Origin of the sequence: Lysinibacillus sp. FSL K6-0102 (genome assembly GCF_038003545.1) — a bacterium.
GTDB lineage: Bacteria > Bacillota > Bacilli > Bacillales_A > Planococcaceae > Lysinibacillus > Lysinibacillus capsici.
Window position 1 is genome coordinate 877,632 of the sequence record NZ_JBBOPH010000001.1, and the last position, 13,002, is coordinate 890,633.

Sequence of the window (13,002 nt, forward strand, 5' to 3'; positions counted from 1 at the left end):
ACCCCCTTTTTGTAATCAAATATAGTACAGTCTATCATAAAGAATTATTGCTTGGCTAATAGTTAAGATTATAGTACTGGTTCTATATTTAGAATGGTTTTCCACAAAAGTTTTTATCCACGCACCTATGCATGATGAAATAATACATTTTAGTCATAAAAGTTGAGGGAAAAGAAGCTATGGGAGGATAAATTAGTAAAGCAACCACAATTGAGGGACTTCTCTTATAAAGGGAGAATTAAAAATTTGGAGAGTCTGTCTGTAATGGCATAAAGCATGGCTATAAATTGTAGCGATGTTGAGCGTTAGAAGTTATGGACTATCAAAAATACACTAATGTGAGAATCTATTAAAATTCAGATAAAATATTTTATAAATATAATAATGCAAATAGTCGATTGAAAATGTTCTTAGTTTAATAAACAGTTAGATAAGCAGAGAAAAAAACTAGCGAATTGGTGTGAAAACCAATTCGCTAGTTTAATTATCTGATACTCATTTTAAATTCTAAAAATAATTCGTTGTATTTCCCTAAATAATCAGGTCCTAAATTTTTGTAGACCTCTAATGTATCGCGTTGTTCTTCAGAAGGATAGTAGCGTTCGTCAGAAACAACTTCTTCGTCCATTAAGTCCATAGCTGCAATATTAGGAGTAGAATAGCCTACAAAATCAGCATTTTGAGCACCTGATTCAGCACTCAGCATGAAGTTAATAAAGGCGTGGGCACCATCAATATTTTTTGATGTTTTTGGGATGACCATATTATCAAACCATAAGTTTGAGCCTTCCTCAGGTACAGCAAAGTCTAACTCTTCATTTTCATACATCATATCAGCTGCTTGGCCAGACCATGTAAGGGCAACAGTTGCCTCATTATTGATCATTAACGGTGTGATTTCATCTCCAATGATCGCTTTAACATTTGGTGCAAGTGTAATTAATTTGTCAGTAGCTTCACGAAGTTCCTGATCATCTAGTGAATTCAGAGAATAGCCAAGACTGTTTAAGCCCATCCCAATGACTTCACGCGCACCATCTACTAAAAAGACTTTTCGCTTTAAAGAAGGGTCCCATAAATCGTCCCAAGAGGAGAAGTCTAAGTCTCCAACAAGGCTCGCATTGTAGACAATACCTACTGTTCCCCAAAAATAAGGGACAGAATATTTATTGTTAGCATCGAATGGTAAATCTAAAAAGTAAGGGTCAATATTTTTTAAATTAGGGATTTTCGTTTTATCTAAAGGAATTAATAATTTTTCTTCCTTCATCTTCTCAATCATATATTCAGAAGGGACAGCAATATCGTAAGCTGTTCCGCCTTGCTGAATCTTTGTCATCATAGCTTCATTGGAATCGAATGTTTCATAGATGACATGAATGCCTGTTTCTTTTTCAAATTCTTTTAACAAATCAGGATCAATATATTCTCCCCAGTTAAAGATGGTTAACGTGTCTTTTCCACTTTTACCGCCTCCCGCACTTAAGGCATCAGCCGCATAGAATAAAAGGGCTGAAACGACAAGTATGGCGATGGTAGCTTGAATTAGTGACTTCATCGATGCCCCTCCATTCTTTTACTCGTACGACTTGTCATGAAATAATAACCAACAACAACTAAAACCGTAACAAAGAATACTAATCCAGAAATTGCATTCACCGTTAGAGAAATTCCTGCGCGGGCCATTGAATAAATTTCTACGGATAAAGTACTAAAGCCATTACCTGTTACAAAGAATGTCACGGCAAAATCATCTAATGAATACGTAAGGGCAAGGAAGAAGCCTGCAAAAATACCTGGCTGAATATAAGGAAGAATGACACGCATCATAACGTCCTTTTTCGTTGCCCCTAAATCTAATGCTGCATCGATTAATGAGTTATTCATTTCTAGTAGTTTTGGTAAAACCATTAATACAACAATCGGTACACTAAATGCAACATGGGCTAATAAAACAGATGCAAAGCCCAGTTTAATGCCTACCATTGTAAATAAAATTAAGAAGCTAGCCCCGATAATTACGTCTGGGCTGACGATTAAGACATTGTTTAAGGATAATAAAGTATTACGCATTTTAGAATCCTTAACCGTCACAATTCCAATTGCTCCTAGCGTACCAATAATAGTAGAAATGAGAGCAGAAAGTAATGCCACGATGACCGTATTTATTAATATAACAAGAAGACGCGAATCTTCAAAAACAGCTTGATAATGCTCCAAAGTAAAGGATTCAAAATTATTCATGGAGCCGCCACTATTAAACGAGTAAAAGATTAAATAGAAAATTGGAGCATAGAGAACGATAAAAACAATTGTTAAATAGACTTTGGCTGAAGCAGATAGTTTGTTCATCGTACGCGACCTCCTTTATCCTTTTGTCCCGTAATTAGCATGATAATCACCATGAATAAAATTAAGAATACAGCAATAGTGGAACCCATACCCCAGTTTTGCGTCACAAGGAATTGCTGTTCAATCGCTGTGCCTAGAGTAATGACACGGTTCCCTGCAATTAAGCGAGTAATCATGAACAGGGATAGGGCAGGGATAAAGACAACTTGAATACCAGATTTAACGCCATCCATTGTCAATGGTAAAACAACACGACGGAAGGTTGTAAAAGCTGAAGCACCCAAATCCCGTGCTGCATAAATGAGCGTTGGGTTTAAACGATCTAAAGAATTGAAGATCGGTAAAATCATAAATGGAATAAAAATATAGACCGATACAAAGACAAAGCTAATATCGGTAAAGAGCATTTGCTTTGGATCGAAGCCAAATACTTCGATAAATGCATTAATAGGCCCGTATAACCCAAAGATGCCGATAAAGGCATATGTTTTTAACAAAAGATTAATCCATGAAGGAATAATAATAAGTAGAAGCCAAAGTTGTTTATGCTTTGTCTTCGTTAAAAAATAAGCAGTTGGGTATGAAATTAATAGTGTAAAGAATGTAATTAAAAATGCATACCAAAACGAGCTCAAAGTCATCTTTAAGTAAACAGAAGAAAAGAACGCTTTATAGTTATCGAGCGTAAAGTTGCCATGTAAATCAAGCAGGGAATAATAGACAACGAGTGCAATTGGCGCGATAACGAAAAAGGCAATCCATAACACATATGGAAATAACGCTGATTTTGATGTTTTAGTTTGCATCTTCATCGTCTCCATACGATTCTAATCGTTTATCAAACTCTTCCTCTGTTTCGTTTAAGCGCATTACGTGAATCGCCTCAGGATCAAAGTCTAAGCCAATCTCAGTCCCTACTTCTGCTTTCTTCAATGAATGGACTAGCCACTCATTACCATCTTTATCGTATGTGGATAATTCATAATGTACCCCTCGGAATAATTGTGTATCCACTTTTACCACAAGTTTGCCTTTATCAATCGTTGTCATTTCTAAATCTTCTGGTCGAATGACAATGTCTATTTTTTCATTTGGCTTCATCCCTTGGTCGACACATTCAAAAACTTTGCCAGCAAATTCAACCTTGAAATCCTCAATCATCACGCCGGGTACAATATTGGATTCACCAATAAAGTCAGCAACAAAGCGGTTAATCGGTTCATCATAAATATCCACTGGTGTACCTGACTGCTGAATTTGTCCTTCACTTAAGACAAAAATTTCATCACTCATGGCAAGTGCTTCTTCTTGATCATGTGTAACAAAGACAAATGTTTTACCAAGACGTTGCTGTAATTCACGTAGCTCATATTGCATTTCTGTACGTAGCTTTAAGTCTAAAGCTGAAAGTGGCTCATCCAGTAAAATTACTTCAGGGTCATTGACAATGGCACGTGCAATCGCGACTCGTTGTCGTTGTCCACCAGACATTTCAGATATTTCGCGGTTACCATAGCCTGCCAAATTGACAAATTTTAAGGCTTCAGCTACACGCTCTTTTATGTCCTTTTCAGGAAGCTTTTTAATACGTAGGCCAAATGCGACATTTTCAAACACATTTAAATGAGGGAACAGCGCATAATCCTGAAAAACAGTATTAACTTGACGTTCATTGGCAGGAACGGCATTAATCTTTTTATCATGGAAAAATATATTTCCTGTTGTAGGTTCCGTAAATCCTGCAATAATTCGTAAAATGGTTGTTTTACCACAACCTGATGGACCAAGCAGTGTATAAAATTTCCCTTTTTCAAGCTCCAAATTGATATTTTTTAAAACGACGGTACCGTCGCTATATGACTTTGAAACATTTTCAAAGCGGATAATTGAATTGGTTGTCATGGATGCGCCTCCTTAAGCTATAAATAAGAATCTGTTGCGACAAGTAAAATTTTTGTTTCATCATCATGTGCATTAAAAATCTGATGATGGTCTGTCGCGTCATAATAAAGTGCGTTACCTTCACTTGCGATATACTGTTCATTCCCTAAAACGAGACGAATACGCCCTTTAACAACATAAATAAATGTTTCAGAAAGCGAAGGCTCAAACTGTTTAAACTCGCCATCTGCTGCAAAGGTTAAGAAAATGGGTTCCATCTCTTTTTCATTCGAAGTAGGAATCAGCCATTGAATTTCATATTTTTTTTCTTCATCTGTATAGGTAGATTGGTCTTCCTCTGTATAAACAACCTTCTGTTCAGGTGATTCATCATCAAAAAAGTCTTTGGGTCTTGACCCTAATACTTCTAAGATTGAAAATAATGTTTCAATTGAAGGTGAGTTTAGATCACGTTCTAATTGGGAAATATAACCTTTGCTTAAATCTGTACGTTCTCCAAGTTCCTCTTGGGTAAGACCTTTTTTTAAACGAAGCGCTTTAATTTTTGCTCCTATTTGCATCTTTTCCCTCCTAAGAGAAGTTTAGCAATGATAAACTTTCGAAATATGAAGTTTACTTTAACGAAACTTTTAGTTTACTAAAACCATTACAATTATACATAATAATAAAAAATTTGCAATCGTTTTTCGTGAAAAAAATAGCTGTAAAAAGTTAAAAAATAGGGTATAAATGAAAGTGAGAAAAATTTTGAATAGAGTAGAATATTATTGTCAAAAATAGCTTGTAGATAGACAATAGCAATAATTCCAGTTATGGATTTGACGAATTTTTGTCAATCCATTTTAATCATCCAAACGGGCGGAGTTTACTTGTTTGAAAAACTGCGGTTACTCTGCTATCGTAGAAGACGAGTTCGCTAGTGCGAATGGAATATATAAACTACATATTTATTCGGAGGGATTTATTATGGCAGAACGCATGGTAGGTAAACAAGCACCTGACTTTACAATGGAAGCAGTACTTTCAGACAAATCGTTTGGTAAAGTATCATTAGAAGATATTAAAGCACAAGATAAATGGACAGTTCTTTTCTTCTATCCAATGGACTTTACATTTGTATGTCCAACTGAAATCACTGCAATGAGCGATCGTTATGACGAGTTCGAAGACTTAGATGCAGAAGTAATCGGTGTTTCTACTGACACAATCCACACACACTTAGCATGGATTAACACAGACCGTACGCAAAATGGTCTTGGTGAATTAAAATACCCATTAGCTGCTGATACAAACCATCAAGTATCTAAAGAATATGGTGTATTAATTGAAGAAGAAGGTATCGCATTACGTGGTTTGTTCATCATCAACCCAGAAGGCGAATTAAAATACCAAACAGTGTTTGATAACAACATCGGCCGTGATGTTGATGAAACACTACGTGTACTTCAAGCACTACAAACTGGTGGTCTTTGCCCAGCTAACTGGCGTCCAGGCCAAGCAACTCTATAATCTAAATAGAGTCGAATCATTATGCGAAAAATTAAAAGTCCCCACGACAAGCTTGTGGGGACTTTTAACTGAATTTTTGTTTTGGGAAAGAGTTTTTATACCGTTATCTAAATATTTGAAGACAAACGATCTTTTAGAGGAGGATTTTTATGAAACTTCGTGAACAAATGCCTGAATTAGTTGGCGCAACGACTTGGTTAAATGGTGAAGTAACTAAAGCAGAATTAGTAGGCAAAAAACCAACATTAATCCACTTCTGGTCAGTAAGCTGTCATTTATGTAAAGAAGCAATGCCAGATGTGAACAATTTCCGCGATCAATATAAAGATGAATTAAACGTTGTAGCAGTACATATGCCACGTTCTGAGGCAGATACTGATTTAGACACAATTAAAGCAGTAGCAGCAGAGCATGATATTGTGCAACCAATCTTTGTAGATAGTGAAATGAAGCTAACAGATGCTTTTGAAAACCAATATGTTCCAGCATATTTTGTGTTCGATAAAGATGGTCAGCTGCGTCATATGCAAGCTGGTGGTAGTGGTATGAAAATGCTAGAAAAGCGTGTAAACCGCGTGCTAGATGAGATGCGTAACGCAGAATAATAATGATATGTTGAAGACGGGGATTAAGGTCCTCGTCTTTTTTGTTGTCCACCATTGACGAATTGGCTCTTGTTTTGACAATACATATCGCAGAGAATAGGCTACAATGGTGGTATAGTAGTTTTCGGAGGGATTTTTATGATGAAAAAAGAGTTTGCAGTCATAGGGCTTGGACGTTTTGGAGGCAGTATTGTTCGTGAATTAATGAGTCAGGGCGCACAGGTAATGGCAATTGATCATTCTTCAGAGCGTGTAGATGAGTTTGCTTCCATTGCTACACAAGCTGTTATTGCAGATTCAACCGATGAATCGGTGTTGAATTCATTAGGTATTCGTAATTTTGAGCACGTGATTGTAGCAATTGGGGAAGATATTCAAGCAAGTATATTAACAACAATCATTTTAAAGGAAATTGGTGTTGAGCAAATTACAGTAAAAGCTCAAAACGATTACCATGAAAAGGTTTTACGTAAAATTGGCGCAGATTTTGTCGTCCATCCTGAGCGAGATATGGGTATTCGTATTGCTAATAATATGTTGTCGAATACTGTTCTAGATTATTTAGAGCTATCAGATGAACACTCCATAATGGAATTAAAGGCTAATGATGCGATTGCTGGCTATTCCATTATGGATTTAGATATTCGCGCTAAATATGGCATCAATATTGTAGGAATTAAGCGTGGGGCTGATATTATCGTATCTCCACAGGCGAGTGACAAGATTTTATTAGGAGATATTATGCTTGTTATAGGCGCTGATGTTGATATAAATCGCTTTGTTAAAAAGGCCTTGAATGGGTAAGAGCAAATGACGAAACGCAGATGGAGACTTGTTATATTCACTGGTATTTTATTAGTCGGTGCTTTTATTATGCAAAACAGAGAAAAAAGTGAAGATGAAGCTATTTCACTTGTTCTAGATCATGCCACAGAAATTGACGACATTGAATTATTCCAAGGAGATCAATCACTATTTCATGCTACAGGCGATGAAGCACAAGACTTTATTGAGAAATATCCTTTAAGTCATGTAAGGAAGCTTTCCAAAAAGGAAAGAACTATTTTTGAAGAAAAGCCTGTCTATCATATCGTTTATAAAATGAAGGATAAGCCTCTTTATGAGGTAGAAATATTAAAAGTGGCTATTAGTTCTGAACTTGATGAAGAGTTACAGCAAATGGTTTTTCGTGTGGATGATGCACAATATTTGGTTTATTGGGCAAAAGAGAAAAAGGTACTCGAACAATCGACCAACACGCAACGATTACTTGAACAATACGGGCAATAATGCAGGTAGTGATACAGCAATTCATGCTGGTCACTACTTTTTTATTCTATTTTTAAGAAAAATTGGAAAAAATATTTGATTTCATCGAGAGAGTTAGATTAAACTTTGACATAAAGAAGGGGGCTAGATGTAATGAAAATCATGTCAACTAATTGTGTAATCGAACAATTACAACCAGAGCATTTTACAGATATACAAAAACTCTACTCTAATAAACAAGTTCGAACTTATCTCGGTGGTGTTCCATCAAACAGCTATATAGAAGCATCTTTTAAAGGCATGCTAGAAGCGCCATTCCCTAATACATATTTATATATTACTTTAAAGGAGACAGGTGAATTTATAGGTCTTGTCTCGATCGATGAATACCATGATAAGGAGTTATATGAGCTTTCCTATCAATTTTTACCTCAGTTTTGGGGGAAGGGGTTAGCTTTTGAAGTGCTAACGCAGGTAATTCAGGATGGTTTGAATTATCTGAATATAGAATCTATTGTGGCAGAAACACAAACAGCGAACAAGGCATCATGTCGCTTGCTCGAAAAATTAGGAATGAAGAATGTACAGATGTTAGAAAGATTTGGGCAGGAACAAGCTGTCTATGAGTTAAGTAAAAATAATGAACCGATAAGACAAATCATCGCCCTATCAGGTGGTGGGTTTTCTCAGCAGAACCCTTCATTTATCGATGAGTACATTTTACGACAAACTCAGAAAAATGAACGAGTTAAAATTTGTTTTATTCCCACAGCAAGTAATGATGCACAAGGGTATATCGAGAAGTTTTATGCAGCATTCCATCATTGTGATGCAACCCATATCTTGCAAAAAGATATGCATGATAGAAGCATTCGAGAAAAAGTACTAGCGCAGCATATTATCTATGTGGGTGGAGGGAATACAGGTTATCTTCTTGAAAAGTGGCGAGAATATGGTTTTGATAAATTGTTAAAAGAAGCTTATCAAAAAGGGATTATGTTAGCTGGCATCAGTGCTGGGGCAATGTGTTGGTTTGAAAAATGCTATAGTGAAAATACATATGATGATTTTGAGGAATGGAATGGCTTAGGACTATTATCAGGTACCTATTGTCCACATTATAATGATCAAGAGAGAAGGAGGGCATTTGATCGCTGGTTAGAAAATCATCCCACATTACAAGAATACACACTCATAGATACTGAGACACTCCATTTTAGGAATGAAAAGCTAGTAGCTAAAATTCAAACCTACTAGAAGGGACGAAGAAAAGTATGAGAATTCCAGCAAAACTAACACTGGGTGATGAGATACTTTGGTGGCAATGTCCATATAAATACAAAAGAATTGAGGATTCAGGTGACTATATTTTAGAAGGAGAGCGTGTTCAACATGATCATACGAGAAGCAACCCGACATGACAGTGAACGAATTATAGCTGTTATGGCAAATGCAGAGGCATCAAATTTTATGTTATTTGGACCAGGTGAGCGCAATTTAGCACCTAAGCCATTTGGGGAGTATATAGATAAGCTATATCATAGTCACCACTCAGCTTTGTTCATAGCTGAAATGGATGAGCAGGTTGTGGCGTACTTAATTGTACAAGGCAATGAGCCGTCAAGAATTGCTCACCGTGCTTATCTTGTCATAGGCATACATAGTGACTATAGAGGAAGAAAAATTGGAACAGCTTTATTTCAACACGTAGAAAATTGGGCAATAGTGAATGGTGTACATCGTCTTGAATTAACCGTCATGGAAAATAATGAGGCTGGTGTTGCTTTGTATAAGAAAATGGGCTTTGATATCGAAGGAACGAAGCGGGCTTCGCTGTATGTAGATGGACAATATATTAATGAATACTACATGTCAAAACTATTGATTGGGAAAGGAACTACCGTATGACTTCAAAAATAAACATCGGCATTTATTCCCCGTCCTCCCCAGCAACGGTGACGGCTTTGGAACGATATGAACGTGCTAAAGCATTTCTCGAGAATAAAAATTTTCAAATTGTGACAGGTTCTCTAACTGGTAAAATTGATTATTATCGTTCAGGTTCGCCAAAAGAAAGAGCAGAAGAATTGAATGAGTTATTACGTAATCCAAATGTGGATATGATTATGTCTACGATAGGGGGCACCAATGCCAATAGTATGCTACCTTATATTGATTATGAGGCTTTTCGTCAACATCCCAAATTGGTCGTAGGTTATTCAGATGCAACGGCCGTTCTACTGGCACTTTATGCAAAGACGGGAATCTCAACTTTTTATGGTCCAGCCCTCGTACCTTCCTTTGGCGAGTTTGAACCATTGGTAAATGATACCTTCAAATTTTTTGAGCATTATTTCTTTAAGCCTCAAGCATTACCATACGAAATTCCAATGCCTTCTTATTGGTCGGATGAACCTGTTAATTGGCTAGAGAAGACAGTGGATAAAAAACTCAAGAAGAATGAATGGTTAGTGATTCAGGGTGGGGTTGCTGAAGGAAGGTTAATTGGCGGGAATGCCAATGCCATGTATGGATTTATTGGTACGCCGTATTTCCCTAAAATTGTGGAAGGTGATATTTTATTAGTGGAGGACTGCTTAAAAAATGCTGCTGTAGTTGAAAAGAATTTTGCAATGCTAAAATTGCATGGTGTCTTTAACAAAGTTAGTGGGATTATTTTGGGGAAACATGAATGCTACGATGACTTAGGAACGGGTCGACAGCCATATCATATTCTACTTGAACAGTTGGATGGAATAAAGATTCCTATATTAGCAGAGGTGGATATTTGTCATACACATCCTATGCATCCAATTGCGATAGGCAAACGAGTAAGGATAGATGCTACAGCTAAGAAGATATACTGTTTGGAAAGATGGTTGTAAAGATAAAGCCTTGCAAATCGTAGCAAGGCTTTATTTTCTAGAGGTTCCTATAATCATCATCAGTGATAGCGTACATTTTTACATTTTGGTATTGTCCCTTAACAAGCATACTTTTCCGTAATAACCCTTCAAACTGCATACCTGACTTCTCCATAACCTTTTGTGAGCCAATGTTTTCTTCAAAGCATCGTGCTTGGATACGTACTAAATCTAACTCATTAAAACCGAAGTCAATGAGTTTTTTTGTTGCTTCTGTTATGAACCCCTTATTCCAAAAATCCTCAGAAAGCACATAGCCAATTTCCGCGTATCTATGGGTGTCATTAATCGTCACAAAATCAATCGTTCCAATAATTGTGCCTGCATATTCAATACCCCATAACATCAAATTACCTTGCTGATAGCCATTAAAAATTAATGCCATAAAAGCCTTTGTATCCTCTAAGCTCGTGTGTGCTTGCCATGTCACATAACGCGCCACATTTTCACTGGAAGAGTAGTCATACATTGCTTCTAAATCCCCATGTGTAATTGGTCTTAATAGTAACCTTTCCGTTTTCATAATTGGTATTTTACTCATGATTTACCCCCTTTAACAAATAGTATATAAAAAAGTCGACCTATAATTATGAATTAGGTCGACTTTTTATATTTATTCATTTTTGCAGCGATCACATTAAGGATAGCGCTTATCTGTTGCAGAGGAATCCTTAGTTTTGGTTTTATGTTGTTCATCTTTCACTTTTTCATTCAATTCTTCGACAGGTATTGGATCTACTGTTTTCATGTCCTCGTGTTTATCAAAAATGCTTTCTTTATCTGTATCCAATACATCAGGGTTATTCGTATTACGTGTTTTTGCCTGTTTTTTATCATTCATTCACTATCACCTCTTACTATTAACTTTCACTTTTTTACTAGAGTGTAAACATTTTATTTTGGGTGATAGTGTAAGCTAATTGTTTGTTGTCAGCGTCAATCCATAAGGACATAGCTTTTACTCGAATGATAATGAGTATAGTGAAACAGAGATGGCTATCATTTCTACCATTTTTCTTAGGAAGATATAGTGGTCTTTCCCTGAAGTGCACGTTCTTCCATAGCTGTGTCAAACTCTTTTTCAGATTTTGACACGACAACACAAGCTACGCCATTACCAATTAAATTTGTAACAGCTCGAGCCTCAGACATAAAGCGATCTACACCGATTAACAGCGCTATTCCTTCCACTGGTATCATTGGGAAGGCAGCCAAAGTTGCTGCTAATGTAATAAATCCTGAGCCTGTTACACCTGCTGCACCTTTAGAAGTAATCATTAAAATTCCGAGCAGTGTAATGATTTGAATCCAAGTTAGTTCCATTCCATATGCTTGTGCGATAAACAATGCAGCCATGGACAGGTAGATGGAAGTCCCATCTAGATTGAAGGAGTACCCGGTAGGAACGACTAAACCTACAACCTGCTTCGAGCAACCATAGTTCTCAAGCTTCCGCATCATAGATGGCAGAGCTGATTCAGAAGAGGAAGTCCCAATTACTAAGAAAATCTCATCTTTGATATAAGCGATAAATTTAAAGATGTTGAATCCAAAGAACTTTGCAATGGCACCTAAAATAAAGACAACAAATAAAAACATTGTTATATATACGGCAGCCATTAATAAACCTAGATTACCTAAAGATTTTAAACCAAAATTTCCAATTGTATAGGCCATTGCACCAAAAGCTCCGATTGGTGATATTTTCATAACCATACTTACAATCTTGAAGAATATCTCTGCTACTTGCTCAAAGAATGTGATGACTGGTTTTGCGGGTGCACCGATTGAGGCAGCTGCTAAGCCAAATAAAACAGCAGAGAATAGGACTGGTAATAATTGACCAGTTGCCAATGCACCAACTACATTTTCTGGAATAATACTAGAAATGAAGGCACCCAAGCCTTGCTCAGATTCAGCTGCAGCAGTTGTATATTTTGAAATATCAGCATCAGATGCACCTGATGTATCCAAGCCCGTACCAGGACTTACGATTAAAGCAACAGCAATTCCGATTGCTAATGCAATTGTGGAAACTATTTCGAAGTAAAGCAATGCCTTACCTCCGATTTTCCCGACCTTTTTCATATCTCCCATACTGCCGATTCCAATAACAACTGTTAGGAAAATAATGGGAGCAATTAACATTTTAATTAATTTGATGAATAAATCTGCTAAGATTTTCAAGCTGGCACCGAACTCGGGGAAAATGGCTCCGACAATAATCCCAAGTATGATAGCCACTATAACCTGAACAGTCAAATTTTTCAGTAACTTCATTTTTTGCTACCTCTTTTCTAAATTTTCTCTTTGATATCGCTTTCACTAAAAGTATCATAGCGAATATTTCTTTAAAAAAGAGATTTAGAAAATAAGAAACATATCGTTCATTAAGTACATTTACTTACATTTACATATAAATATAGTAATATCAATAACTA

Annotated in this window: 16 protein-coding genes; 8 read left to right on the forward strand and 8 right to left on the reverse strand. The window is 36.5% G+C overall.

Annotated elements, in window-relative coordinates:
* Positions 1-484 precede the first annotated feature (484 nt).
* From NYE73_RS04055 to NYE73_RS04075, 5 genes are read right to left on the reverse strand one after another with little or no spacing between them, the layout of a single operon-like run.
* The gene (locus NYE73_RS04055; protein ID WP_259951177.1) at positions 485-1,558 is read right to left on the reverse strand and encodes an ABC transporter substrate-binding protein; all 1,074 of its coding nucleotides are present in this window, start codon (positions 1,556-1,558) and stop codon (positions 485-487) included.
* Positions 1,555-2,352 carry an ABC transporter permease gene (locus tag NYE73_RS04060; RefSeq protein ID WP_048391966.1) on the reverse strand — a complete coding sequence of 266 codons (798 nt, stop codon included), beginning with the start codon at positions 2,350-2,352 and terminating at the stop codon, positions 1,555-1,557. Before NYE73_RS04060 ends, NYE73_RS04055 begins: the two co-directional genes overlap by 4 nt.
* Positions 2,349-3,158, reverse strand: coding sequence for an ABC transporter permease (locus tag NYE73_RS04065; protein ID WP_048391965.1), 810 nt, complete (start codon positions 3,156-3,158; stop codon positions 2,349-2,351). Before NYE73_RS04065 ends, NYE73_RS04060 begins: the two co-directional genes overlap by 4 nt.
* On the reverse strand, positions 3,148-4,254 hold the full coding sequence (locus NYE73_RS04070) for an ABC transporter ATP-binding protein (RefSeq protein WP_048391964.1): 1,107 nt from the start codon (positions 4,252-4,254) through the stop codon (positions 3,148-3,150). The genes NYE73_RS04065 and NYE73_RS04070 overlap by 11 nt, the downstream gene beginning before the upstream one ends.
* Before the next feature lie 17 nt (positions 4,255-4,271).
* Complete coding sequence (locus tag NYE73_RS04075; RefSeq protein ID WP_004224674.1) at positions 4,272-4,814, reverse strand: helix-turn-helix domain-containing protein; 543 nt, start codon at positions 4,812-4,814, stop codon at positions 4,272-4,274.
* A gap of 406 nt (positions 4,815-5,220) precedes the next feature.
* Between NYE73_RS04075 and NYE73_RS04080 the strand changes: the two genes are divergently transcribed.
* The 8 genes from NYE73_RS04080 (at position 5,221) to NYE73_RS04115 (ending at position 10,522) form a co-directional block, all read left to right on the forward strand.
* The gene (locus NYE73_RS04080) at positions 5,221-5,763 is read left to right on the forward strand and encodes a peroxiredoxin (RefSeq protein ID WP_004224676.1); all 543 of its coding nucleotides are present in this window, start codon (positions 5,221-5,223) and stop codon (positions 5,761-5,763) included.
* A gap of 149 nt (positions 5,764-5,912) precedes the next feature.
* The gene (locus NYE73_RS04085; protein ID WP_004224678.1) at positions 5,913-6,368 is read left to right on the forward strand and encodes a TlpA family protein disulfide reductase; all 456 of its coding nucleotides are present in this window, start codon (positions 5,913-5,915) and stop codon (positions 6,366-6,368) included.
* A 141-nt stretch (positions 6,369-6,509) separates the two neighbouring features.
* Positions 6,510-7,172 (forward strand): potassium channel family protein, encoded by a 663-nt coding sequence (locus tag NYE73_RS04090; protein ID WP_004224679.1) that lies wholly within the window; start codon positions 6,510-6,512, stop codon positions 7,170-7,172.
* 6 nt (positions 7,173-7,178) lie between these two features.
* Positions 7,179-7,658, forward strand: coding sequence for a hypothetical protein (locus NYE73_RS04095; protein ID WP_054549820.1), 480 nt, complete (start codon positions 7,179-7,181; stop codon positions 7,656-7,658).
* Between the two features lie 132 nt (positions 7,659-7,790).
* A complete protein-coding gene (locus tag NYE73_RS04100) occupies positions 7,791-8,894 on the forward strand; it encodes a GNAT family N-acetyltransferase (RefSeq protein ID WP_259951178.1) in 1,104 nt (367 codons plus the stop codon).
* A 17-nt stretch (positions 8,895-8,911) separates the two neighbouring features.
* A complete protein-coding gene (locus NYE73_RS04105) occupies positions 8,912-9,058 on the forward strand; it encodes a hypothetical protein (protein ID WP_259951180.1) in 147 nt (48 codons plus the stop codon).
* A complete protein-coding gene (locus NYE73_RS04110; RefSeq protein ID WP_237899494.1) occupies positions 9,030-9,545 on the forward strand; it encodes a GNAT family N-acetyltransferase in 516 nt (171 codons plus the stop codon). The genes NYE73_RS04105 and NYE73_RS04110 overlap by 29 nt, the downstream gene beginning before the upstream one ends.
* A complete protein-coding gene (locus NYE73_RS04115; RefSeq protein WP_259951181.1) occupies positions 9,542-10,522 on the forward strand; it encodes a S66 family peptidase in 981 nt (326 codons plus the stop codon). Before NYE73_RS04110 ends, NYE73_RS04115 begins: the two co-directional genes overlap by 4 nt.
* A 37-nt stretch (positions 10,523-10,559) precedes the next feature.
* On the opposite strand, the gene NYE73_RS04120 is transcribed toward NYE73_RS04115, so the two are convergent.
* From NYE73_RS04120 to NYE73_RS04130, 3 genes are all read right to left on the reverse strand, one after another.
* Entirely contained in the window at positions 10,560-11,102 is a 543-nt protein-coding gene (locus tag NYE73_RS04120) for a GNAT family N-acetyltransferase (RefSeq protein ID WP_259951182.1), read from the reverse strand.
* A 96-nt stretch (positions 11,103-11,198) separates the two neighbouring features.
* A complete protein-coding gene (locus NYE73_RS04125; RefSeq protein WP_004224696.1) occupies positions 11,199-11,402 on the reverse strand; it encodes a hypothetical protein in 204 nt (67 codons plus the stop codon).
* A 176-nt stretch (positions 11,403-11,578) separates the two neighbouring features.
* The gene (locus NYE73_RS04130; RefSeq protein ID WP_048391960.1) at positions 11,579-12,841 is read right to left on the reverse strand and encodes a dicarboxylate/amino acid:cation symporter; all 1,263 of its coding nucleotides are present in this window, start codon (positions 12,839-12,841) and stop codon (positions 11,579-11,581) included.
* Positions 12,842-13,002: the final 161 nt, after the last annotated feature.